This window comes from Streptomyces sp. S.PB5, from assembly GCF_030403745.1.
In the GTDB taxonomy this organism is placed as follows: Bacteria; Actinomycetota; Actinomycetes; order Streptomycetales; family Streptomycetaceae; genus Streptomyces.
Window position 1 is genome coordinate 103,142 of record NZ_JAQMWP010000006.1, and the last position, 24,336, is coordinate 127,477.

Annotated in this window: 19 protein-coding genes; 6 read left to right on the forward strand and 13 right to left on the reverse strand. The window is 73.4% G+C overall.

The window, feature by feature from the left end:
- Nucleotides 1–79 precede the first annotated feature (79 nt).
- A complete protein-coding gene (locus PH203_RS16940) occupies nt 80–1,006 on the reverse strand; it encodes a superoxide dismutase (RefSeq protein WP_289920823.1) in 927 nt (308 codons plus the stop codon).
- A 122-nt stretch (nt 1,007–1,128) separates the two neighbouring features.
- Here PH203_RS16940 and PH203_RS16945 point away from each other — a divergent pair, with 122 nt between their 5' ends.
- Nucleotides 1,129–1,494, forward strand: coding sequence for a DUF6479 family protein (locus tag PH203_RS16945; RefSeq protein WP_289920824.1), 366 nt, complete (start codon nt 1,129–1,131; stop codon nt 1,492–1,494).
- 249 nt (nt 1,495–1,743) lie between these two features.
- On the opposite strand, the gene PH203_RS16950 is transcribed toward PH203_RS16945, so the two are convergent.
- Both PH203_RS16950 and PH203_RS16955 read right to left on the reverse strand, forming a co-directional pair.
- Entirely contained in the window at nt 1,744–4,008 is a 2,265-nt protein-coding gene (locus PH203_RS16950; RefSeq protein ID WP_289920825.1) for a LuxR C-terminal-related transcriptional regulator, read from the reverse strand.
- Between the two features lie 67 nt (nt 4,009–4,075).
- Nucleotides 4,076–4,579: a hypothetical protein gene (locus tag PH203_RS16955; protein ID WP_289920826.1), complete on the reverse strand. Its 504-nt coding sequence runs from the start codon at nt 4,577–4,579 to the stop codon at nt 4,076–4,078.
- A 124-nt stretch (nt 4,580–4,703) separates the two neighbouring features.
- Here PH203_RS16955 and PH203_RS16960 point away from each other — a divergent pair, with 124 nt between their 5' ends.
- Both PH203_RS16960 and PH203_RS16965 read left to right on the forward strand, forming a co-directional pair.
- A complete protein-coding gene (locus PH203_RS16960; RefSeq protein ID WP_289920827.1) occupies nt 4,704–5,171 on the forward strand; it encodes a hypothetical protein in 468 nt (155 codons plus the stop codon).
- A gap of 348 nt (nt 5,172–5,519) precedes the next feature.
- Nucleotides 5,520–8,942 (forward strand): AAA family ATPase, encoded by a 3,423-nt coding sequence (locus tag PH203_RS16965; protein ID WP_289920829.1) that lies wholly within the window; start codon nt 5,520–5,522, stop codon nt 8,940–8,942.
- Between the two features lie 18 nt (nt 8,943–8,960).
- Here PH203_RS16965 and PH203_RS16970 read toward each other — a convergent pair whose 3' ends face one another.
- On the reverse strand, nt 8,961–9,737 hold the full coding sequence (locus tag PH203_RS16970) for a carboxypeptidase regulatory-like domain-containing protein (RefSeq protein WP_289920830.1): 777 nt from the start codon (nt 9,735–9,737) through the stop codon (nt 8,961–8,963).
- A 201-nt stretch (nt 9,738–9,938) separates the two neighbouring features.
- Here PH203_RS16970 and PH203_RS16975 point away from each other — a divergent pair, with 201 nt between their 5' ends.
- Nucleotides 9,939–10,688 (forward strand): DUF4142 domain-containing protein, encoded by a 750-nt coding sequence (locus PH203_RS16975; protein WP_289921292.1) that lies wholly within the window; start codon nt 9,939–9,941, stop codon nt 10,686–10,688.
- 10 nt (nt 10,689–10,698) lie between these two features.
- Here the strand turns inward: PH203_RS16975 and PH203_RS16980 are convergent, their stop codons facing one another.
- Nucleotides 10,699–12,348, reverse strand: coding sequence for an alpha-amylase family glycosyl hydrolase (locus PH203_RS16980; RefSeq protein ID WP_289920831.1), 1,650 nt, complete (start codon nt 12,346–12,348; stop codon nt 10,699–10,701).
- Nucleotides 12,349–12,640: 292 nt separating this feature from the next.
- Between PH203_RS16980 and PH203_RS16985 the strand changes: the two genes are divergently transcribed.
- Nucleotides 12,641–13,561 carry an LAETG motif-containing sortase-dependent surface protein gene (locus PH203_RS16985; RefSeq protein ID WP_289920832.1) on the forward strand — a complete coding sequence of 307 codons (921 nt, stop codon included), beginning with the start codon at nt 12,641–12,643 and terminating at the stop codon, nt 13,559–13,561.
- Nucleotides 13,562–13,692: 131 nt separating this feature from the next.
- Here PH203_RS16985 and PH203_RS16990 read toward each other — a convergent pair whose 3' ends face one another.
- Entirely contained in the window at nt 13,693–14,661 is a 969-nt protein-coding gene (locus tag PH203_RS16990; protein ID WP_289920833.1) for a nucleoside hydrolase, read from the reverse strand.
- A 28-nt stretch (nt 14,662–14,689) separates the two neighbouring features.
- Complete coding sequence (thrS, locus tag PH203_RS16995) at nt 14,690–16,189, reverse strand: threonine--tRNA ligase (RefSeq protein WP_289921294.1); 1,500 nt, start codon at nt 16,187–16,189, stop codon at nt 14,690–14,692.
- A gap of 6 nt (nt 16,190–16,195) precedes the next feature.
- Here thrS and PH203_RS17000 point away from each other — a divergent pair, with 6 nt between their 5' ends.
- On the forward strand, nt 16,196–16,984 hold the full coding sequence (locus tag PH203_RS17000; RefSeq protein ID WP_289920834.1) for a hypothetical protein: 789 nt from the start codon (nt 16,196–16,198) through the stop codon (nt 16,982–16,984).
- 282 nt (nt 16,985–17,266) lie between these two features.
- Here PH203_RS17000 and PH203_RS17005 read toward each other — a convergent pair whose 3' ends face one another.
- The 6 genes from PH203_RS17005 to PH203_RS17030 all read right to left on the reverse strand — a co-directional run bounded on the left by PH203_RS17005 (nt 17,267) and on the right by PH203_RS17030 (nt 24,234).
- Nucleotides 17,267–18,025: a GAF and ANTAR domain-containing protein gene (locus PH203_RS17005; protein ID WP_289920835.1), complete on the reverse strand. Its 759-nt coding sequence runs from the start codon at nt 18,023–18,025 to the stop codon at nt 17,267–17,269.
- Between the two features lie 57 nt (nt 18,026–18,082).
- Entirely contained in the window at nt 18,083–19,144 is a 1,062-nt protein-coding gene (locus PH203_RS17010; RefSeq protein ID WP_354671250.1) for an ANTAR domain-containing protein, read from the reverse strand.
- Nucleotides 19,145–19,759: 615 nt separating this feature from the next.
- A complete protein-coding gene (locus PH203_RS17015) occupies nt 19,760–20,566 on the reverse strand; it encodes a GAF and ANTAR domain-containing protein (protein WP_289920836.1) in 807 nt (268 codons plus the stop codon).
- A 523-nt stretch (nt 20,567–21,089) separates the two neighbouring features.
- Nucleotides 21,090–21,812 (reverse strand): TIGR03943 family protein, encoded by a 723-nt coding sequence (locus PH203_RS17020; RefSeq protein ID WP_289921296.1) that lies wholly within the window; start codon nt 21,810–21,812, stop codon nt 21,090–21,092.
- A complete protein-coding gene (locus PH203_RS17025) occupies nt 21,809–22,816 on the reverse strand; it encodes a permease (protein ID WP_289920837.1) in 1,008 nt (335 codons plus the stop codon). Before PH203_RS17025 ends, PH203_RS17020 begins: the two co-directional genes overlap by 4 nt.
- 74 nt (nt 22,817–22,890) lie before the next feature.
- The gene (locus tag PH203_RS17030; RefSeq protein ID WP_289920838.1) at nt 22,891–24,234 is read right to left on the reverse strand and encodes a tetratricopeptide repeat protein; all 1,344 of its coding nucleotides are present in this window, start codon (nt 24,232–24,234) and stop codon (nt 22,891–22,893) included.
- Nucleotides 24,235–24,336 lie beyond the last annotated feature (102 nt).

Genomic DNA, 24,336 nt, shown 5'->3' on the forward strand with positions numbered 1-24,336 from the left:
TCTCTCGGTGATCCGCGTTGCCGACCCGGCGCTCATGAGGAAACCGCACCGGCCGGTCGGCGTCCAGTCATGGAAGTGATCACAGGGACACGGCGACCGCGCTGTACGTCGTCTCCGGCGTCGGCGGGGTCGTGAAGCGCGCGTTGACCAGGTACAGCCGGTTCCCGAAGCGGGCGGCGGTGGTCGGCACGTCGAAGCGCGGGTCGGTGATCGTGCCGGTCAGCGTCGCGGTGGTGGCCCCGGCGTCCAGGTGCCAGACGCTCACCTTGTTGAGGCGGTTCTGGACGACGTACAGCGTGCGGCCGATCCGCCACAGACCGTCGCCGTTGGCCACGTCCGCCTGGCCGGTCAGGGTGATCCTCCTGGCCGCCCCCGTCCTTGGATCGACGTGGTACAGCTCGCCGGGTGTGGACTTGACGACGATCAGGCCGCGGCCGTCGGGGGCGGAGACGATGCCGTTGGCGTTGTTGACGTCCGGCAGCTGCACCCAGTCGCCGGTGAGCGGGAGGGTGCGGACGGCGCCGTCGCGGCCGCGGGGGACGCTGTAGAGCTGCGCGGCGCGGGAGTCGGTGAACCAGGCGCGGTCGCCGACCAGGCTGACGTCGTTGACGAAGTGGCCGGTGGCCTCGCTCAGTTGGAAGGCGCGCACGATCTCGCCGGTGCGTGAGTCGTGGACGCGGGCGACGCCGGTGTTGCCGGCGACGTACAGCAGGCCGTCGCGGTCGATCTTCAGCCCGACGGCGATCTGGCCGGCGGCACCGGCGTAGAGGATCCTGCCCTCGCCGGTGCGCAGGTCGACGCAGAAGATGCCGCCGTTGCCGCGGGAGCCGAAGTACGCGTACGGCTTGGCGCCGATCGCGATGCCCTCGGGCAGCCAGCCGTCGGGCAGCGGGAACTCGGTGGGCCACTCGGCGGTCCCGGCGGCGGCGGGAGCGGCCGTCACCGCCAGGGCGGCCAGTGCCGCGGCACCTCCGAGGACGGCTCTGCGGGTCGGGTTCTGGACCATGGTGGGGCCTCCGTGAAATCCAACTCCGTTTACTGTTCCTTTAGTTGGCAACGACACGGCGGATATCCGAGTTCCCTGAATTCAGGACTCCCCTTTTGTGCGATTTCGGCGATAATTGCAATATGAGTACGGCAGCCTTTGTAGGAGCGGCCGCGGGGAGCGACGTGCTCAACGTGATCGCCGCTTTTGTCGGTGGCGCGGTCATCGCCGGTGCCCTGATCTGGGCCGTACAGCTCGGTATGCGGGTGATGGACCGGGAGGCCGTCCGGCCGCGCCCGGAGGAACAGCCCAGCCTTCCCAGCACCGGCGCGATCCACGAGATCAGAGAGATGCGGGAGCCGGACGAGGTCCCGCTCGCGGAGCAGGAGCGGCTCATGCCGTACCAGCTCCACCACTCCGGAAGCAGACGAGGCAAGGACCAGCACCGCAAGAGGTGGCTGCCGGGGTCCAGCGGATCCTTCGGCAGCGGCGGCCTGGGACACGTATGACGGCGTGACGGTGCGACGGCCAGGGCTGCCCCGCCGACCAGGGCAGCCCCTCTGCGCCGATGCCGTCCGGAGGACGCGCGAGGGCGGACGCCTTTGCCATGACAGCGTGCGGTAGCGCTGCCGGCGTCCGGCACGTCCGTCCTCCGGGCGGCCGTTCCAGGCTGCCCGGACGCGCGACCGGGTGCGGGCCGCTTCCGCGAAACCCCGTACGAAGATCCGTATACCTACGCCCCGCGCCCGCCTACCTACTCACGGCCCCGCGACGGCCGGGATCTCGGTGCGCGAGGCGATACCGAGCTTGGCCAGGATGTGCTCGACATGCGCGTCCACGGTCCGCTTGGAGATGACCAGCCGCTCGGCGATCTCCCGGTTCGACAGCCCCTGCGCGACCAGCGCGGCGACCTCCCGCTCCCGCCGGGTGAGCAGATCGGCGGGGGCCCGGGGCGCGGGCGGCCGGGCCTCGCTCAGGGGCAGGTCGAGATCGGCGCGTACGGCGTCCAGGATCTCCCCGGCCGACAGCCGGGCCCCGACAGCCCGCCACCGGTCGTGGTCCGTCGCGCCGAGCGCCGCCCGCACCGACTTCTGCACCGCCTCCTGCTCCTCCAGGAGCCGGGGCAGCATGGCCACCGGGTCGCCGCTGAGCCTGCGTGTCGTCTCCCCGTAGCCCAGCAGCCAGCCGGCCCGGACGTACCGGCCGGTGCGGGCCGCGTCCCAGGCCAGCGCCATGCAGGCGAGCCCCGCGACCAGCACCTCGCCGACCTCGACCGCGGCCTCCAGTCCCCGGCGCAGCTGCGTGACGCTCTCCTCGTACCGCCCGGCGAGCGCGAGGACGACTCCCTGCGCGGTGAGAGTGGCGCCGTACAGCTGGCGGTCGCCGCTGCCCTCCAGGAAGCCCAGGCCCTCCTCGGCGAGCCGCAGCGCGCCCTCGGTGTCGCCGAGCACGCCCAGCAGCAGCGCGCCCTCGTAGTGGACGACGCCGATGGTCATGAGGTCCCCGGAGGCGATGATCCGCAGCCGGGCCTCCTCGAACGCCGCCAGCGCCCCGGGCTCCCCGCCGAGCGCGGCCAGCGCCGAGAGATAGGCCTCCGTGAGGGTCACCACGTAGTGCTCGCCGGTGCTCCGGGCGACCTCCCTGGCCTGCGGGAACCGCTCCAGAGCCATCTCCAGGTCGCCCGACCACACGCCCAGCGCGCCGGTCATGAGCAGCCCCCACGCCCGCTCGCCACGGTCGGGCGGGGTGCGGTCCAGCCCCTTGTCGATCCAGTAGCGCCCCTCGGAGATCGCGCCGGCGGCCCGCCAGTACCCGCCGAGCCGGGCCGCCATCCACACCGCCCGCGCCGCCCGGTCGCCGCCCGCCCCGCACCCGTACTCCAGCGCGGCCCGCACATCGGCGACGTCCTCCCGCAGCGTGCGGTACAGCTCCACCTGGGCGGGGGTGGCGAACTCGTCCCAGAACCGGCCCACGAGCTCCTCGTAGAGCGCGAAGTGCCGCTCCCGTACGGCCTCGGCGTCCCCGCCCTCCGCCAGCCGCCCGGCCCCGTACTCCCGGATCGTGTCCAGCAGCCGGTACCGCCCGCCGTCCTCCCCGATCCTGCGGACGACGGACTTGTCGACGAGCCCGATCAGCGCCTCCACGACCTGCCCGGCCGGCAGCCCGTCCCCCGCGCCGACCCGCTCGGCGGCCGACAGCCGGAAGGACCCGGCGAACACGGACAGCCGCGCCCACAGGATCCGCTCCTCGGGGGTGCACAGGTCGTACGACCAGTCGATGGCGGTGCGCAGGGTCTGGTGGCGGGTCAGCGATGTGCGCCGGCCGCCGTTGAGGACCTCGAAGCGGCGGTCGAGACGGGCGACGAGTTCGGCGAGGGGGACGGCCCGCAGGCGTACGGCGGCGAGTTCGAGGGCGAGCGGGATGCCGTCGAGCCGTTCGACGAGGGCACGGGCCCGCTCGCGGTCGGTGGCGGTCGCGGTCACGGCGGCGGCGCGCTGCAGGAACAGTTCGACGGCGTCCTCGGCCGGCAGCGGGGCGATCGGCACGCAGTGCTCGCCGGGGACGTCCAGGGGCTGGCGGCTGGTGGCGAGGACGCTCAGACCTGCGGCCTCGCGCAGCAGGATGTCGCAGAGCATCGCGCAGGCGTCGACGAGGTGTTCGCAGGTGTCGAGGAGGATCAGCGACCGCCGGTCCCGCAGATGTTCGACGACGGCGTCCAGGGCCGACATCCCCGACTGCTCGGGGAGTCCGAGGACTCCGGCGAGGGTCGCGGGGATCAACTCCGGGTCGTGCAGGGCGGAGAGCTCGACGAGGCGGACGCCGTCGGGGAAACGGCCGGTGAGGTCCCCGGCCGACTGTAACGCCGTACGGCTCTTGCCGACGCCTCCGGGGCCGACGAGCGTGACGAGTCTCGCCCTCTCCAACGCGTCGTCGATGAGGGCGAGTTCGTCCGTCCGTCCGACGAAACTGGTGAGCTCGACGGGGAGTTGTCCGCCGCGCCGCTGCCCGAAGCCGAATGCCATGCGACAAAGCGTAGCCAGCCGGACGCTTAGGGTGAATGGCGCACGGGCATACCGGGGCCGGGAAACACTAGGAAACCCTGGTCCTGGCCGGGTCTGGAGCGGTGGCCAGCGCCCAGATCACGAAGAAGTCCACGCCGATCATGATCACGGACCAGACGGGCGCGTACGGCAGGAACAGGAAGTGCAGCACCATGGCCGCCGAGGCCAGGAAGATGCCGGTCATCCGGGCCCACCAGGCACCCTTGAGGACGCCGTAGCCGACGCCCACCAGGACCGCGCCCAGGACGAGCATGATCCAGCCCCAGCCGGTGAGGTTGATCTTGTAGACGTAGTCGCCGATCACGTCGTAGATGTCGTCGGCGGCGATCGCGGAGATGCCCTGGAGGACCGCCAGCACACCGTTGACCAGCATCAGGACGCCGGCGAAGACCATCCCGCCGGTCGAGAAGCCGCTGCCGGCCGGCAGATCCGCCGGTGCGGGTGCGGCCTGCCGGTGTTCCTTGTCCCATACGGGCGGTGCCGCGGAGGACGGCGTCGCGGAGGGCGGTGTCGCGTGCGGTTGCTGAGTCATGGTTCGACGATCCGTCCGGGCCCCGGGGTGCACCACGGAGACTGGGCCGTTCGGGTGACGGCCCGGGTGCGGCCGCGGGCGGGCCGATCTTCACTGGAGGGACCCGCAGCACCCTGGAGGCGATATGACCGGCTACCGCCGGGCACCGGCGGCGGCCGCGGCCGCCGTGCTCACCGCACTCGCCGGGCTCACCGGTTGCTCCGACGACGACACCCCCGCGTCGGTGGCCAGCAAGGCCGCGTCCCTCGCCTCCCAGGGCGCGGACGTGTTCGCGTCGGCGACGGCGGAGGTCGGCGAGAGGTTCGACGACATCAAGAACGGCGTCGACGTCAAGGACGACGTGAAGGTGGGCACGCCCACCAGCACGGGCGGGCGTGCCGAGGTCGAGGTGACCGCGGCCAACACCGGCGACTCGCAGAAGTCCTTCCTGGTGCAGGTCGACTTCACCGACGGCGACGGCAACTTCCTCGACGCGGTCGCGGTCACCGTCTCCGACGTGGCGGCGGGCGCCTCCGGGACGGCGACGGCCCGCAGCAACCGCGATCTGTCGGGCGAGGTGAAGGCGGAGGTGGGCCGGGCGGTCCGCTACTGATGCCGCGGCCCGGCACCGAAGCCTCGCCCCCGAGCACCGGTAATTCACCAGTAACGCCCGCTGCCTAAGCTCCCGCGCATCGGCCCTGTTCCGACACATTGGCCACGAGCAGGGCCGTGTAAACCCTTCGGGACGGGAGCCGCCGTATCCCTCCTGTGGGGGGTAGGGATACACGCCGGGAGCCCCGTGAGGCCGATGAGGATGATCGACGGGGGAGCACCGCGGGGCCCTCGGTCGTCCGTCCATGCGCACGTCCGTCCACGCACCCACGGATGCACATGTACGGACATTTTCTTTGTCCGGTCATATTCCGGTGCAAACGGGTACTCGGGCTAGAGTGCGGCCCTCATGAGCAGCGACAACGCCGGAACGCCGGACGGTGCCGTGCGCCGAGCGGCGCCGCCCGTCCTGCGGCTGTACCTGCTCGGCGGCTTCCGCGCGGAGCGTACCGACGGCGCCCCCGTCGCCGACCGCTGGCCCCGCCCCAGCTCCCGCCGTCTCGTGGAACTGCTGGCCGTCTCGCCGGGCCGGGTCCGGCACCGCGAGGAGATCATCGAGATGTGCTGGCCGGACACGGCCGGCACCCCCGCCGCCCTCGGCAGCCTCCGCGTCGCCCTGCACGCCGCCCGCCGCGCCCTGGAACCCGAGCTCGCGGCCCGCGCCCCGTCCGCGTACCTCATCAGCGAGGGCGCCCTGCTGCGGCTGGCCCCCGACACGGTGTGGATCGACGCCGACCAGGCCGAGACCCTCGCCGAGCGCGCCCTGCGCGGCGGCGGCACCGCGGAACTGGCCGCGGCCCTGGACACCTTCACCGGCGGACTCCTCCCCGAGCACCGCTACACCCCCTGGGTGGAGGCCCGCCGCGAGCGCCTGGACGCCCTGCGCGAATCGGTGCGCCTCACCCTCGCCGAGGCCTGTCTGGCCGACGGCGACCCGGAACGCGCCGCGGCCACCGCCCGCCGGGTCCTCGCCGACAGCGCGGCCGAGGAACGCGCCCACCGCGTCCTCATCGCCGCCTACCTCCACCAGGGCATGCGCCGCCGCGCCCTCGCCCAGTACCACCAGTGCCGCCGCGCCCTGGACGCCGAGTGGGGCATCCGCCCCGGCCCCGAGACGGAGGCCCTGCACCGCGCGGCCCTGGGCACGGCCGCACCCGCCCCGGAACGGCGATCCGCCCCCGCAGGGCCGACGCCGCCGCCCCCGGTCGTCCACACCCTCTCCGCCGCCGCGCCCTTCGTCGGCCGCCGCACCGAACTGGAACGCCTCCTCGACCCCGCCCGCCCCGCCCTCTGGCTCGTCGGCGGCGAGGCCGGCATCGGCAAGACCCGGCTGGCCGCCGAGGCATCCCGCCGGGCCGCGGCGGACGGGACGGCCGTCCTGTGGGGCGCGGGTCACGAGACCGCCGAGCAGGCCCCGTACGGCCTCTTCGTCGAGGCCCTGGAGGGCTGGCTCGCCGGCCGTCCCGCGGCGGAACGGGCCCGGGCGGGCACGGAGTATCCCGAGCTGGCGGCCCTGCTGCCGTCCCTGGGCCGGACAGGCCCGCTCCCCGGACGCCTCGGCGGCCCCGCATACGAACGCGAGCGCGTCTTCGCCGCGGTCTCGGGCCTGCTGTCCGCCGCCGCGACCGGATCGCCGGGCGGCGCCCTGGTGGTCCTGGACGACGTCCACGCCGCCGACACGGCCTCGCTGCACCTGCTGAGCCGGCTGGCCCGCCGTACGCAGGGGCCGGTGCGGTTCCTCGCGGCCTACCGCCCCGAGGACCTCCCGGAGACCGACCCGCGCCGCACCCTCCTCGACACCCTGGTCCGCCAGGGCGCCGCGAGACGCCTGCGCCTGCCGCGGCTGGACCGGACGGACTGTCTGGCGCTGGCGGCACAGGCGATGGGCGATGCCGGTGAGCCGTCGGCACCGGCACTGGAGCGGGTCTGGGAACTCTCCCTCGGCCATCCCCTGTTCGCCCTGGAACTGGCCAAGTCGACGGGCGGAAGGTTCCCGTACGAGGACATGACGGCTCCGGAGGGCATCCGCCTGCTGGTCGCCGAACGGCTGTCCCGGCTGAGCCCGGCCGCCCGCCGCGTGGTCGAGGTGGTGGCCGTGGCCTGCGGCGGGGTCGCGACCCTGGCGGAGGTGGAGGAGATCGCGGGCTCCGAGGCCCTCGTCGACGGCGTCGACGCCGCCCTCGCCGCCGCCGTACTGGAGGAACGGTCCGTGCCGGCGGACGGCCGGACCGTGGCCGGAGTGGGTTTCCGGCATCCGCTGATCCGGCTGGTGTGCCGGGAGCGGCTGTCGAGCGCCCGCCGCCGGCAACTGCACTCCGCGTACGCCGAGTTGCTGCTGCGCAGCCGCCCCGGAGCGGTCGACGCCGTGGCCGCGCACCTGGCCGGCGCCGACGACCCCCGAGCCGCCGACCACCTCCACCGGGCGGCCCGCCGAGCCGCCGCCGTCGGCGCCGACGACACCGCCGACCACTACTACGGCGCCCTGACGGCCCGCCTGGACACGATCGCCGTCGAGGCCGCGCTCATCCGCCTCGACCATGCGGCCGTGCTCCGCCGCATGGCCCGCCACGAGGACGCGGTGTGTGTGCTGCGGGAGGCGCTGACCGACCTGAGGCGCCACGGCAGCGCGGACGAACAGGTGCGGGTGGCGGCACAGTTGGCGGAGGCGCTGGCGAGGACGGGGGCGGCGGCGGAGGGTTTCGGCCTGCTGGACACATACCGTCCGAGCGCCGGGACTCCGGGGGAGACGGTGGCGGCGCACTGGATGGCGAGGGGTGTCCTGTGCTTCGTGACGGGGGACTACGAGGGTTCGCTGAGCGCGGCCCGCGCCGCCGAACGAAGCACCGGTGCCGGTAGCCCTTTCAGGGGCGCGACCGGCCCCCGCCGACCCGCGGCCGCCGACGGCGAGCACACCCCCTCCGGCCTGCTGGCCCGCGCACTGGCCCAGCAGTCCACCTCCCTCGCCCTCACCGGAAACCTCCGCCAGGCCCGCGCGGCGGCTGACGCCGCTCTCCCCCACGCCGAGGCCCACGGCGACCCCCGCCTCCTCGCCACCGTCCTGTCGGTCCTGCGCGAACACGCCCGCCGCGCCGGCCGCATCCATGAGGCCCTGGCCACCGGCACCCGCGCCCTGGACCTCGCCGACCGCTGCGGCGACCCGGAGGCGGCGGCGTTCGAGAGGGCCAACCTCGCCGAAGTACACCTGCTCCTGGGCGAGTTCGAGGAGGCCGCGGCACTGGCCTGCGAAGCGGTGGACGAGGCCGAGGCCCACGCCGGCTGGTGTCTGCCGTACGCGCTCACCGCCCTCGCGAGGGTCCAGCTCCGCGGCGGCCCCCGCCCCGCGCTGCCCGGCCCCCGGGAACTCCTCAGCCGCGCCGCGGACTGCCTCGCCCGCCGCCCCGACCACCAGGCCGAGTACGAAGTCCGCACCGCGCAGGCGGAGTTGGCCCTCCGCGACATCCGCCCCGAGCGCGCCCTCGCCCTGCTGTCCACGGTCTCCGGCACCGGTGTCCCCGTCCTCGCCGCGTGGGCCCACCTCACGGCGGGCGACCCCGCACGCGCGGTACGGGCGGCGCAGGAGGAGGCGGCACGGGCCGCCGGAGCCGGCGAGGCGGTCACCGAGTGCGAGGCCCGCACCGCCCAGGCGGCCGCCCTCGCGGTGCTGGGCCGCACGGAGGAGGCTGGCCGCTGTGCTGACCGGGCACGGGAGCTCGCCGCGGCACTGCCGTATCCGTCGGTGCTGCGCAGGGTGGCGCACTCGAACCCGTCGTGACGGCAGCCCGGGCGCCGCTCAGCGCGTCGCGGTACCGACCGTGACATAGATCTGCTCGCTGACCGCGCTGACCCCGTTGAGGGTGGCGGTCGCCTGCAGTCGCCCCGGCCCGGCGGGCAGCGCGGCGGCGGGCTGGCAGGACCACTTGCCGTCGGCGCCCGCCGTCGCCGTACAGACCTCGGCGCCCGGCTCCGGCCCCTGCCCCGTGACCCCCTCGTCCTGCGCGTCCTCGTGCCGCACGGTCACCTGGGACCCCGGATGGGCGGTCCCGGCCGTCTCCGGCCGTGCGACGAGGGCAACGCCCGACGCGGGCCGGGTCAGCGTGGGTTCGGGCAGACCGACGGTCACCGCGCAGACCCCGTGGTCCTTGCGGGTGCCGCGGGCGTCCGTGAGCCGCATCGCGCAGCCGGTGAGCCTGGTGCCGGGCACCGCGTCGGCCGGAACGGCGATGACGAAGGGGAAGCTCTGCTCCTGCCACGGCCTGCCGGCCGCGGGGCCCGTGTAGGTGTACGTCGCGCTGTCGCCGTCGGTGTCGACAAAGCCGCGGTAGCCGCTGGCGTCGAGGGGGGTGTCGGTGACCTCGGTGCCTTCGGGGGCGGTGAGGGTCAGCCGTGAGCCTCTGCCCAGGGCGGGACCGGTGTATCCGCTGACCTGCACGATGCCCTGCCGGCCGGGGACGATGCTGACGGCGCCCCAGAGCTCCCGTCCACCGGTCGCGAGTGCCTTCGGCGATTCGGCGGCCGTGAGGACCAGGGTGAGTGTGGCGATACCCAGGGCGAGTGTCTTCCAGCTCATTGCTCGATTCTGACGGGGCAACGGGGGCGGGGCCCGCGCTGCGCGTCCGGATGGGCGGTCTTCGCCCCGAAGTGACGTACGCGACGCTCCTGAGCAACATCTGAACAACGGTGGCTTCTGGTCCGTACTCGAGGGTCGACCATTCCCGACCGGACAGGAGCCACGGTGCGCTTTTCGCGGAATGCCACGGGAACGCTCTTCGTGGGCGGTGCCCTCAGCCTGACCATCGTCGCGCTCGCGTACCCCGCGATGCTCGGCTTCGACAAGGTGTCCACCGCACAGGACCGAGTGATCGCCCAGACCCAGTGGGGTCCGCTGACCGAGCAGGACCGGGACTTCGTGGTGAAGGTACGGGCGGCCGGGCTGTGGGAGTACCCGCTGGGCAACGTCGCCCTGCAGAAGGGGACGACCGAGGAGGTCAAGGAAGCGGGACGGCATCTGCTCGACGGTCACGCGGCCCTGGACGCCGCCTGCCGCAAGATCGCCCCGATGCTCAACGTCACCCTGCCGAACGTGGCCAGCCCGCAGCAGGTGGCCTTCGTGAACCAGATCCAGACCGCCAACGGCCGGGAGTTCGACTCGACCTTCGCCAACATCCTGCGCACGACTCACGGTTCGATCTTCAACACGATCGCCAAGATCCGCTCCACCACGAAGAACTCACTGGTGCGGTCCCTGGCCGACATGGCCAACAACACGGTCCTGGACCACATCACGGTCATGGAGAAGACCGGTTTCGTCAACTTCGACCAGGCCCTCTTCCAGCAGACCACCCCGCCGAAGCTGCCCACGGACGACCTCACCCCGCCGGCGCCGCAGCCCGGCGAGCCCATGGTCGTGCTCAGCCCGCCGGCGAACCCGACGTCCACACCGATCGCGATCCCCGGCGAGCAGTCGAGCGGCACCGCCGCCCCGAACACGGGCCCGCTCCCGACCCCGACCCTCGGCTAGCCGCCGGCCGCTAGCCGAGCCAGACGGTCGTGTCCGGTCCCAGCAGCCCGTCCTCCAACGGGCCGCTGGAGACCAGCACTTCACCGGCGGGCAGCGGGACCGCGGCCGCGGACAGATTGGCCACACACCGCCACCCGTCGTGCCGTACGAAGTCCAGCACGCCGTCGGGGGCCCCGTCCGACCAGGTCAGGGTCTCCCCCTCCAGCAGCTTGCGGCGCAGCTTCAGGGCCGTGCGGTACAGCTCCAGGGTCGAGCCCTCGGTGCCGTCCTGCGCCTCGACGGCGTACTGCGCGAAGCTCTCCGGCTGCGGCAGCCAGGCACCACCCGCCCCGAAGCCGTACGACGGGCCCGTGCGCGTCCACGGCAGCGGCACCCGGCAGCCGTCGCGCCCCTTGCGGACCCGTCCCGTCTGCTCCCAGACCGGGTCCTGGAGCACCTCGAAGGGCAGGTCGGCGACCTCGGGCAGCCCGAGTTCCTCGCCCTGGTAGACGTACGAGGACCCGGGCAGCGCCAGCATGAGGAGCGTGGCGGCGCGAGCGCGCCGTAGCCCTGCCGCGGTGTCGACGGCCGGGGCATTGCCGCCGGAGAGCAGCCAGGCGTTCTCGTCGGTGCCGGGCGGGAGCATCAGGCGGGAGGTGTGGCGTACGACGTCGTGGTTGGAGAGCACCCAGGTGGCCGAGGCGCCGGCCTCGCGGGCGCCGGCGAGGGAGTCGACGATGACCCCGCGGAGTTCGGCCGCGTCCCAACCCGCCAGCAGATAGGCGAAGTTGAAGGCCTGTCCGAGTTCCTCGGGGCGGGCGTAGAGGGCGCGTCTGGCCGCACTCGGGACCCAGGCCTCGGCGACCGCCATACGGGGCGGGCGGTAGGAGTCGAAGACCTTCCGCCAGTCGCGGTAGATCTCGTGGACCTCGTCGCGGTCGAAGAAGGGGTGGGTGCCGGGCGCGAACTCGGCCAGCGCCTCCTCACCGCTCAACTCCGGTGCGCCGAGGTCGCGCAGGGGTTCGGCGAGGTCCTTGGCGAGCGCGTGCGCCACGTCCACGCGGAAGCCGTCCACGCCCCGGTCGGACCAGAAGCGCAGGGTGGTGCGGAAGTCGGCGCGCACCTCTTCGTTGCCCCAGTTGAAGTCGGGCTGTTCGGGCGTGAAGAGGTGGAGGTACCACTGCCCGTCCGCGACCCGTCTCCACGCGCTCCCGCCGAACACGGACTGCCAGTCGGTGGGCGGGAGTTCACCGTGCGCGCCGCGTCCGTCCCGGAAGACGTACCGGTCGCGGGCGGCCGAGCCGGGCCCGGCGGCGAGGGCCTCCTGGAACCAGACGTGCCGATGGGAGCTGTGGTTGGGCACGAGGTCGACGATGACCTTGAGCCCCAGCCGGTGGGCCTCGGCGACCATGGCGTCGAAGTCGTCGAGCGTGCCGAGCCGCGGGTCGACGTCCCGGTAGTCGGCGACGTCGTAGCCGCCGTCGGCCAGTTCGCTCGGGTAGAAGGGGCTGAGCCACAGGGCGTCGACGCCGAGGCCGCTGAGGTGGGTGAGGCGTTCGGTGATGCCGTTCAGGTCCCCCAGCCCGTCGCCGTCGGCGTCACCGAAACTGCGGGGATAGACCTGGTAGATGACGGCCTGCCGCCACCAGTTCGGGTCCTTGGACGAGAGGTCGATCGTCACGCATTCTCCTGGCTGATCCGAGCGGGCGGAAAAGACCAACAAAAGGGAATCTGTCCACCGTGGCGGAAGGACAAAACCCCGCACTACCGGAGGGGCCCGTTCCTCGTGTGGCGGAATTGTGATGGCTTATGAACAGACCTTGCATTCCCGCAGGTTGACACCGTTCCGGGCCGAGATCCACGATGTCCGCACGCTGTCGCGCATGTGACCAATGGGCTCAGTGTTGCGCGGGCTTCCTCGCGCCCTTTCAACGTTCTCAGATCGATCCACTCTCCACCCTGATGGGATACGCATGTCCATAGCGAGACGTGTCACCGTGCGCCGCCTGCTGGGGACGGGCGCCGCGACGCTCGCCCTCTGCGCCTCGGGCGCATCCGCCGCGTGGGCCACCGGGCCCGGCGGCGACGGCTGGAACCACGGCGGTACCTACAAGCCCGGCACGGGCGCGGGTACGGAGACCGGAACCGACCGCTGCCAGTTCTCCCTCGACGGGACCGGCTTCTTCGACTCGGTCAAGGTCGACGACCAGAACCTGAAGCCGACCGAGGACGGCAAGGTCCACATCAAGGTCCGCGCGGCCCAGGACGCGGCCACCTGCACGGCCTCGCTCGCCTCCTACATCGCCCACGGTCCGACCTTCGAGACCTCCGGCGAGCAGGTCTTCGTCGACTTCGACACCGTGACCGTCAAGCCGGGCCAGACCGACTCCCTCGACATCGCGGTGCCGGACGCCGGCTGCTTCGCACAGATCGACCTCTACCGCGGCGCCACGAAGTTCGACGGGAACCTGGACGCCAATGACGGCTTCACCCACGGCGACCTGCCCAAGGGCCCGGACCGCCCGGTCATCAAGGACAAGCTGATCGCGGCCTGGAACGGCGGCACGAAGGACTGCACGAAGACGCAGACCACGCCCCCGCCCGCCGAGTCGACGCCCCCGGCGTCCGAGTCGACCCCGCCGGCCTCGGAGTCCACGCCCCCGGCGTCGGAGTCCACGCCGCCGGCCTCCGAGACTCCTTCGACGACCAGCCCGACCCCGTCCGCCTCGGAGTCCACGACGGCTCCCGCCGCCACCCCGAACGGCGGCGGCGACCTCGCGGAGACCGGCGCCAACAGCAACACCCCGGTCATCGTCGGCGGCGCTGCGGTGCTGCTGGTGGGCGGCGCGGGCATCGTCCTGGCGACGCGCAAGCGCAAGGCGACGCGCGCGTAAGCCCCAAGGGCAGGCCCTCAAGGGCAGGCCCCCAGGGGCAGGCTCACAAGGGCAGGCAGAACGCCGGGCACTGGGCGACCAGGCCCGGCGTTCGTCTTGAGGGACGCGGTGGCCGGCAGCCACCACACGCCCTACGCCCCCTCCACCGCCGACAGCCACAACTTCACATACCGCTCGACATCGACGTCCAACGCCACGTCCACCAGCTGGAGTTCACGCCCGCCCTCATGGATCTCCGACTCCCCGGGACGCGGCCGCCGGTCGACGACCGTCTGCCCCCGGGTCGGGCCCGGCGCGAGGGACACCTCGACAGGCAGGTTCCGCGTCCAGATACCGGCCGGATCGACCACCGCGCACACCGCACCGGCGTCCCCGAGACCGCCGTCCGGGTCGTCGCCGTCCGGGTCGGGCGACGCGGGCCGGTGAGCGAGGAGTTCACCGGCGAGCCGGGTGCCCGGTTCCTCGCTCGCGCGAAGCCGCCGTACGTCCGCCGCGGGCACCACGACCCGGGTGAAGACATCGAGCCCGTACATGGTGATCGGCACCCCCGCGGTGAGCAAGATCGCCGCCGCCTCCGGGTCGTGCCAGACATTGAACTCCGCGACGGGCGTGGCGTTCCCGCAGGCCACCGCGCCGCCCATGAACACGATCCGCTCGATGTTGCGGACCACCTCAGGGTGGGTCCGCAGCAGCAGCGCGATGTTCGTCAGGGGCGCGGTGGGGATGAGGGTGACCGGGGTCGGGGAGGCGAGGATCTCACGCCGCAGCAGGGTCACGGCATCGACGTCGACGGACTCCCGGGACGGCGCCGGCAGCCCCGGGATGTCCCCCATCCCGTCCTCCCCGTGCACATGCCGGGCCGACCGCGCCGGCTCGATCAACGGCCGCGCCGCACCCCGCGCCACCGGGATGTCCCCGGCCCCCGCCAGCTCCAGCACCGTCAGGGTGTTGCGCACCACCCCGTCCACGTCGGTGTTCCCGGCCACGCAGGTCACCGCGCGCAGATCGAGCCCCGGGTGGCGTACGGCGAACAGCAGGGCCAGCGCGTCGTCGACACCGGTGTCGCAGTCGATGATCACGGGGATGGGCTTGGCGGTCACGGGGACTCCTTCCGTCGTGTGGTCGACCTTACGAGGCCGCCCACAGTTCGGCGCCACGAGCCGCCACGACGGCCCCCACCCGCCGCAGCAGCTCCTCCGCCGGTACGGCCCCGGGCCTGCGCCCGTCCCGCAGCCGTACGGCGGCCAGGTCGCCGTCGGCCTCCCGCGCCCCCACCACCGCGACGTACGGCACGAGCCGCGCCTCCCTGATCCGGGCGCCGAGACTCCCCTGCCCGGGCCCGGCGAGCTCGGCCCGCAGCCCGAGGTCGAGAGCCCGTCGCAGGACCCTCTCGGCCTGCTCGGTCTGCTCCTCCGCCACCGGAAGGACGACGAGCTGCACGGGCGCGAGCCACGCAGGGAACGCCCCGCCGTGCTCCTCGATGAGATGCGCGACGGCCCGCTCCACGCTGCCGATGACGCTGCGATGCACCATGACCGGGCGGTGCTTGGCGCCGTCGGGGCCGATGTAGTGCAGATCGAAGCGTTCGGGCTGGTGGAAGTCGATCTGCACGGTGGACAGGGTGGACTCGCGTCCGGCACGGTCGGCGATCTGCACGTCGATCTTCGGCCCGTAGAAGGCGGCTTCGCCCTCGACGGCCTCGTACTCGACGCCCGCGCCCGCCAGCACCTGTTCGAGGAGTGCGGTGGCCCGCCGCCACAGCTCCGGGTCGGCCACGTACTTGTTGCCCTCCCCCGGCAGGGACAGCCGGTAGCGGGCGGCCCGGATGCCGAGGTCGGCGTAGGCGCGGCGGATGAGGCCGAGGGCGGCGCGGGCCTCGTCGACGGCCTGGTCGAGGGTGCAGAAGATATGGGCGTCGTTGAGCTGGATGGCCCGGACCCGGGTGAGCCCGCCCAGCACACCCGACAGCTCGGACCGGTACATGCCGCCCAACTCGGCGATCCTCAACGGCAGTTCGCGATAACTGTGCGACCGGGACCGGTAGATCAGGGCGTGATGCGGACAGAGACTGGGCCGCAGGACGACCTCCTCGGCGCCGAGTTTCATCGGCGGGAACATGTCCTCGCTGTAGTGGTCCCAGTGCCCCGAGATCTCGTACAGCTCCCGCTTCCCCAGCACGGGCGAGTACACATGCCGGTACCCGGCCCGTCGCTCGGCCTGCCGGACGTACTCCTCCAGGGTGTGCCGTACAACCGCCCCGTCCGGGAGCCAGTACGGCAGCCCCGCGCCCATCAGCGGGTCGGTGTCGAACAGATCGAGCTCGCGGCCGAGGCGGCGGTGGTCGGACATGGTGAGTTCCTCTCGGGTCGGAACGAGAGGGCGAGCGCCACACAGCGGAAAACCCCGGGGCCCTCGCCCCGGGGTTCGCGTCAGCTCATGGTTCAGCGCGCCGGGACGTGGTCCGGCGTCGTCGTGAGATACGGGTTGGCGCGCTTCATGGGGCGAGGATAGCGGCGGGGGCGGCCGGGCCACGAACGGTTTTCGGCGGGCCCGCCCACTCCTCGGCCGCAACGCCGGTAACCCATACGGCTCGCCGCGCTGGTGGCCCGCCACCCCCGACGCTCCCATGGACACATGAGCCGCCCTCTCCTCGCCGCCCTCCCCCTCGCCGCGCTGCTCGCCACGACCGCCTGCTCCGCCATCGCCACGGACAAGGCGCTCCCCGCCAAGCAGCCCAAAGCCTCCCCGACCACGGCCTCCCCGACGGCCGCCCCCTCCACCGCGCCCCCGTCCCCCACCACGGCCCCCGCCCTCTCCCCCTCCCAGGCCCAGGCGGCCCTCGTCACCGACACCGACCTCGGTGAACCCTGGGCCCCCACCGAGGGCGCCGCCACCTGGCGCGACGGCCTCCTCAAGGCGACCACCGACGCGCCCGACTGCCAGCGCCTCCTCGACGCCCTGTACGCCGAGGAACTCTTCGGCGCGGACGCCCGCGTCACCGCCGCGACCGGCCTCGACGACACCTGGAACGACGCCCAGCTGCACCACCAGGTCGTCGCCGACCGCCCCGCCGACGTGGACAAGACGCTGGCCTGGCTGAGGACCCTGCCGAAGAAGTGCGGGAAGTTCACGGCCGCCACCACCACCGGCGCGGTCCAGAACGCCGAGGTCACCGAGGCGGACCTGCCCGGGAATCTCGGCGACGCCCGCCAGGCGCTGCGGCTCACGATGAACGGCGAGAGCCCCGACGGCGAGCCGACCACGCTCACCTTCGACGTCGCCGCCGTACGCGTGGGCGACGACGTACTCGTCCTCACCAACGGCGGCCTCGGTGACGTGTACGCCGAGGTCACCCGGGCGGTCGCGGAACTGGGCACCAAGCGCCTGGCGGACGTACACAAGCAGGCCCGGGTACAGGTCTGACGGCGACAGCGGACCGGCGGAGTGAGCCCGCGCCCGCCGAACGGGTCGGGTGCCTGCACCGGACTGGTCGGGCGGTGCGCTGCTTCGCCGGAGCGATGGGGCGCGCTGCTTCGCCGGACCGACCGGGTGCGGTGCATCGCCGGACCGGCCAGGTGCGGTGCATCCGCAGATCGGGCATGCGCACTGCCCGGACCACTCACGCACGCCACGCCCACCTGACCGCTCCCGCCCGCCCGGGCGTACCCACCCGGACCGGTCAAGTGCGGCGCATCGCCGGATCGGTCACCCGCCGGGAGGCCCCCGCAGGGCTTCGCTCGGGGATCCCTCCAGTACCTCGGCCGGGGTGAGCACGCGCTCCGCGAGCGCGCGGGCGACGACCGTCATGGGCAGCCGCTTCCGCGAGGCGTGGCCGGCCAGCAGGTCGAGGGCGGCGGCGAAGGAGACGTCGGCGTACTCCGAGAGCAGCCCCTTGGCCAGCTCCACGGCCGCCTTCGCCGACAGCGCCGCCTGAAGGAGCGTCAGCAGATCGTACGGGCGCGCGTGTTCGCCCGGCCCGTGGGTCAGGGTGAGCGCGGTGACATCGCTCATGCCCTGGGCGACGACGAGGTCGGCGTCGGGCAGCACACCGCTGCGCCGGTTGGCGAGGGCGACCGCGCCGATCGCGCCGCCGTCCAGCCGCAGCGGCAGGACGTGCACGGAGACATAGCCGGCCGCGAGGGCGCCCGCCGTGTACTCGGGCCATCGGGTGCCGATGCGCAGATCGTCGGCGGTGACGGCCTCGCCGGAGCGGAAGCAGTCCACGGAGGGGCCGTCGTCCTGTTGGAGCTGGAGCAGGTCCAGTCGGCCCAGGTCGACGGCGGACGAGGACATGGTGCGCAGTTCGCCGCGCGCGTCGGACATCACCACGCCCACCGCGTCGACGGCCAGCAGGCCCAGGCAGTGCTCGCCGAGCCGGGTGAACAGATCGAGCGCGTCGTACTCCGCGCCCAGTGTGTCCGCCAGGTCGACGAAGGCCCGTGTGAGCCTCAGTTCCCGGTTCATCCGGTCCTCCTCACGCCGCCGCCGAGGCCGGTCGTCGGCTGTCGTGCCGGGGCGTACTCAGTCACGGTCGAACCTCTTCCTGTGCGAGACCACGTCACGCGCCACCTCCAGGGCGGTGCGGTTGTGCGCGAAGGCGTGCGCGCGGAGCCGGGCGAGTGCCTCTTCCGAGCCCACTCCGAGCTGCGCCATGATCATGCCGATGGCCTGGTAGACCTCGTCGTAGTCGGTGGCCAGCCCGCTCAGCCAGGGTTCGTCGCCGCCGGGGCCGTTGTCGTCTCCGTGGGGCAGCGCCATCAGGGCCACCGTGATGACGCCCGCGACGAGTTGGGCGGTGCGCAGTTCGCGGTTGGTGAGCTCTCCGGGGGTGTCGCGGTAGAGGTCGAGGGTGCCTACGCACACGGCGTCGTTGCCGAGCGGGATCGAGTACACCGCCGCCACGCCGACGGCGATCGCCTGCTGGGCGAAGACCGGCCAACGGCGGTTGTCCCGGCCCTCGGTGAGGTCCGCGGCGAGCACGGGGGCGCCGAGCCGGGCGGCGTGCAGGCAGGGCCCGTCGCCCAGGGTGGCCTGGATGTCGGCGAGCCGGGCGGCCTGATGGCTGCTCGAACTGAGCTGCACGGGAAGCCCGTTGCTACGAAGCGACACACTCGCGCCGGTCACCGGCAGCAACGTGACTGCCACGTCGCACAGCCGCCCCGGCATCTCCGCGGGCGCCGCCCCCCGCACCCCTTCAGCGATCACGGCGGTAACCCGCGCCCGATCCCCCTCCCCGCTCGCCCCCCACCCACGCCGCTCCACCACACCCCGCCCGAACTCCAGCCCCCGCTCGGCCACGGACTCCTGCGCCCACTCCGGCGCCACCACATCCGGCCCCCGCCCACGCTCCGCGCCCGAGCCCGACCCACGTTCCCGCTCCGCCCCCGGTTCCCCCGCCCGCTCCCCCGCCGCGCTCCGCCCGTGCTCCTGGGACCGCTGTCCCGCAGCATCCCGCCCACGCTCCACATCCGAGCCCGACCCGCGCTCCCGCTCCGCTGCCGGATCCTCCGCCCACTGCGCCGCCGAGTCCTCCGGCCCCCGCTTGCGCTCCCGCCCCGCCCCAGCCCCTTGCCCGTCCGCCACGGAGCCCGGCCCAAGCCCCTCCGTCGAACTCCGCCCGTGCTCCCGCCGCCGCTCACCTGCCTCGTCCCGCCCGCGCTCCTCATCCGGGCCCCCGCTGCGCTCTGCCGCCCAGCCCGGCCCACGCCCCTCCGTCGGGCTCCGCCCGTGCTCCCGGCGCCGTTGTCCCGCCGTATCTCGCCCTGGCTCCGTATCCGAGGACGGCCCGCGCCCCTCGACCGACCCCCGCCGCCGCTCACCCCCCGCACCCCGCCCAGGCTCCACATCGGAGCCCAGCCCACGCTCCCGCTCCCGCTCCGCCCCCGGATCCCCCGCCCACCCCGCCGCCGAGTCCTCCGGCCCGTGCCCGCACCCCTCCGCCGACCCCGGCCCGCACCCCTCCGCCGCCCTCGGCCCGCGCCCCCCGCCCCCATCGTCACCGGAGTCCCCCCGACCCCGACCCTCGCCCGACTGTTCGCGCAGTTCTGGGTCGTTGCCGAGGTCGTCGTAGTGGTCGTCCCTGGGCCGCACGGCCACCGCCTCCTTCGCTCGGCGCGGCCGGTGGTCGTCCCCGGCTCCCGGCGCGGGCTCACCCGGAGCGTGGGACGGCTCGTGGCCTGCCCGCTCGCGCACCCCCGACTACCCCTCGCCCGTCGGGCGAAACGCTCCGGGACGGTCGTCGGCCCGTGATCGGCGTGGCCGCGGCGGCCGGGAGGAGGGCGGCCGCCCGGTGACGCTCTCGACGATGTCGGCGGCGAGGTCGCGCAGCTTCATGTTGCGGTTCTGCGAGGCCCGGCTGAGGAACTCGAAGGCCCGCTCGGCGCCGCAGCGCTCCTGGGACATGAGGATGCCGAGAGCCTGGTCGATGACAGTGCGCGAGGCGATCGCGTGCTGCAGGTCGAGACTGAACTGCAGATGCCCGGCGATCTTCAGGGCGACGCCCAGCGCGCCGGCCACATGCCCGGCGAACACGGCGGCCTCCTCCCGCACGGGCCGCGTGAAACTGCCCGGCTCGGTGGAGTACAGGTTCATCACCCCGGCCAGCTGCTGGCGCGGCGGCACCAGCGGCAGCGCGAGCATGCTGCGCAGACCGCTCTCCCGGGCGATGCCGGGAAAGTCCCCGAACCGCTCCTCCAGGTCGACGTTCTCGACATGGTGCGGGTCGCCCGTGCGCAGCGTCGCCAGACAGGGCCCGTCGCCCACGGCGTACTGCCGCTGGTCGAAACGGTCCACCAGCTCGTCGCTCGCGGCCGCCGTGTAGGGCTTGGTACGCCCCTCCGAGCCGAGGGTGATCGAGCAGTGCGCCGGGACGGGCAGCTCGCTCGCGGCGAGGGTGACGAGTTCCTTCAGGAAGTCCTCCAGCCGGTCCGCCTCCAGCAGAAGCGTCTGCAGCCGGCAGAGAAGACGCTCGCCGGGTGCCGGCCCTAGGGGTTGCGGGTCCGTCACGACGTCTCCTCCATCGGCGGAAAAGCTCCGGACCGGACGCCGGGTACCCCCGTCACGGCCGGACATGGCCCGTTTCCGGCGGGGGAGCGGCTCGGAGAAGGTCTTCACAGGCGGCGAGCGGGTCGCTACCTTCGGTGGTGGTGCGAGTCAGGAAGCGGCCGCCCACGAGATCGCCCGTGCTGGAGTGCCGCTCATGCCCCTGCCCACTCTCCCCCGGACGTACCCGCCACGGACCGCCGCCGCCTGCCGGCTGTCCGGTCCGTAGCGCCGTCCCCTTGAACCAGCGTCTCCGTGCCCGCGACGCCGACCGGGGCGTTCCCGCCGCCCCGCGCGGGAACGGGGATGTCCGGCGAGGACCCGCAGGGGAGCGGTGCGTCCTCGCGAGGGCGGTCGCCACCGGCCACCAGGAAGGCGACCGCCCTCACCTTCCGCCGCCGCGCACTTTCCGCCACCGCGAACCGTCTGCCGCCGGTCACCTCTCCCGGCCGTTCACCGCTCCCGGCCGTTCACCGCTCCCGGCCGTTCACCGCTTCTCGTACGGGTCCGCCGGCTGCTTCGCCTGCTTCACCGCCGTCGCGTCCAGTACCGGCGGCCACGCCGAGTCCGTGCCGAGCTTCCCCTCGGGGTGCCAGGTCCCGGTGACGGTGACCCAGCTGTCGGCGGGCGACGCATCCTCGCCCCGCACCTCGACCTTGCTCGTGGTGGCGTCGGCGGCACAGCAGGAGACGAGCAGCCGGGTGACGTACCAGCTCCCGTCGTCCCCATGCGTCACGAACCCGGTCATCCGGACGGTACGGCCCTTCAGCGACCGCCCGCTGTCATAGACCGCCCGCGACGCGAACTCCCCCACCGCGATCTCCACCGGATCCCCGGCCGGCAGCGCGGGAAAGGTCCCCACTGCCCGAGCCGCCCGCTGGGCCGCCTCCCGCTCGGCGCTGTAGGACCCGAGCGCGGGCGGCGGGAAGAGCAGCAGGGCGAGGGCGGGAAGGGTGAGAAGCCAGGCGACACGGGGCCCATGACCATGACCGTGCCCCGGATCATGCTCGCCCCCGTCCTCATCGTCCCGTGCCGACCGCCGTACGACGGCCATGGCGGCCCCCAGCAGCACCAGCGCCGCCCCGGACACGATCAGATACGGCCGCAGCCCCGCCTGCACATACCGCAGATACAGCGTGCTGAACGCCGAGATCCGCAGGATCGCCGCCCCGACGAGCATCAGCAGCAGGGCAGGCCCGTACCGCCTCACAACAGCCACCACCCCACGAGCACACTGCTCATCACGGCCACCACCCACGTCACGGCCGAGAACCGCACCGCGAAGCCCCGCCCGAACGTCCCCGCCTGCAACGCGATCAGCTTCAGGTCGACCATCGGCCCCACCACCATGAACGCCAGCCGCGCGGTCGGCGAGAAGCCGCTCAGCGAGGCCGCGACGAACGCGTCCGCCTCGCTGCACACGCACAGCACCACGGCGAGAACCGCCAGCAGCAGCACCGACAGCCAGGCGGACCCGGTGAACACATCGAGCACCGACCTCGGTACGACGATGTTGAAGGTCGCCGCGGCCGCCGCACCGAGCACGAGGAACCCGCCGGCGTGCAGAAAGTCGTGCTGGAGTCCGGCGCCGAAGGCCTTGAGGCCGCGGGCCTCGGGAGCGTGCCGCTTCGGGGGCCGCAGCCACTCCTCCTTGCCGAACCGCGCCCACAGCCACCCCATCACCACGGCCGCCGCCAGCGAGGCGACGAGCCGGCCCAGCACCATCTCCGGCTGGGTGGGAAAGGCGATGGACGTGGCGACGAGCACGACGGGGTTGATCGCGGGCGCGGAGAGGAGGAAGGCCAGCGCGGCGGCCGGGGCCACGCCCCGCCGCATCAGGCTCCCGGCCACGGGCACGGACGCGCACTCACAGCCGGGCAGTACGACTCCCGCCGCCCCCGCGACCGGCACGGCGAGGGCCTGATTGCGCGGCAGCAGCCGGGTGAAGACGCGCTCCGGCACGAACGCGCCGATCGCCGCCGAGACGACCGTCCCCAGCAGCAGGAACGGCACTGCCTGGACGGTGATCGCGGTGAAGACGGTCCACCAGGCGGCGACGGGCGGGGTGTAGAGGTCGAGGGCGAGGGTGGGCCCGAGCACGGACACGACGGTCGCGATGGCGAGCAGCGCGGCCCCGCCGAGGACGGCGTGGACGAGCGCGCGCACGACGAGCCGCAGCCCGTCGGCCGCGGTCCTCTGGTTCTCCACGCGCATGCCCCGTCGGTCGGTCAGCGTTCCGCTCCCCCGCGAAGGCTAACCGGTGGGCGCTGTGCGCAGGATCGGGACGGTCATAGCGGAGGTTGTGCGGGCGCGGGCCCGAGGGTGGTGGTGCCGGGGGCCGTACGGTGTCCAAGTCCCGTCCGGTAGGCGTCCAGTGCCGCCTCCACGCGCCCCTCCCGTCGCAGCAGATCACCGAGGAGCCGGCACAGGTCGGCCAGGTCCCCGGCGGCCCCGGCCCGCTCCAGCAGACTCAGGGCGCGTACGTAGTGCTCCTCGGCGGCCTCGGGGTCACGGGCGTCCTCGGCGATGATCCCGAGCAGCCGGTGCGCGGCGGCGGAGTGCACGGCGCCGCGCTCGGGGGAGAGGTCCCCGAGGACGTCCTGGAGCAGGGCGGCGGCCTCCTCCGACTTGCCGCGCCGGTGCAGTACGTCGGCCAGCTCGACGGCGGCCTGGCTGCTGTAGAGGGCGGCGCGGGAGGCGGAGAGCATGGCGAGGGCCTGCCTCAACTCGGCTTCGGCCTGCTCCAGTTGGTTGTTCTGCGCGTACACGTACCCGCGCATCCAGTGGCAGTTGGCGAGTTCGGTGCGCAGCTGGAGCTGCCGGTAGAGCTCGGCCGCCTTGGCGAGCGAGGCGTCGGCCTCGGCGACCCGGCCCTCGGCGATGAGGGTGCGGGCGACGGACCGGTGCATCCGGGCGACCAGGGCGGGGTCCCCGGCCTGCGGGGCGAGCGCGAGCGCGAACTCGGCGGCCTGGGCGGCCCGTGCGTGGGCGCCCATGTCCATGTAGGGCCCGATGATGCTCGCGTAGAGCAGGAGCAGTGCGTCGGGGTCGTGCAGTCCGCCGCGGTTCAGCTCGTCGAGGGTGGACTCCAGCAGATAGACGGCGTACCGGAGTTCACCGGCGAGATAGTGGGCGACGGCCCGGCCGCGCAGGGCCGGGACGCGGGCGGGCAGGGGCGCGTCGGCCATGGTGACCTCGGCCCGCTCGAAGTACGTACGCCCCTCCACGAGTTCACCCGTCTCCAGGGCGCACTCCCCCAGTCCGAGCAGTGCGGCGGCCCGTACCTCGTCGAGCCGGAGGCGCTCGGCCTCCTCCAGGAGCGCGGCGTACTGGCGGGCGGCCTCCTCGGCGGCGCCGGTGGCGAGGGTGCGCTGGGCCTCCACGATCCGCAACCGCAGATCGGTCACGAGATGGGCGGGCCGCCCGGTGGCCAGCTCGTCGAACTCGACCCCGAGCCGCTCGGCGAGATGCCGCAGCGCCTGGTCGGAGGGGCGCACCCGTCCCGCCTCCAGCGTCGAGACATAGGCGGCGGTGTAGGCGGGTTCGGCGACCTGCCGCTGGGTGAGGCCCCGTTCGACGCGCAGTTGCTGGACTCTCCGCCCGATGGTCTCCGGATCGTCACGTTCAACCATGAGCCAACTCCCCCTGCGCCTCTTGCCGTTGGGCATCACCGGGCTCTAGGTTAAACGGCGTATTAAGCCTGCTTAATACGTGGTCGCCGATGTAGCCGTTGT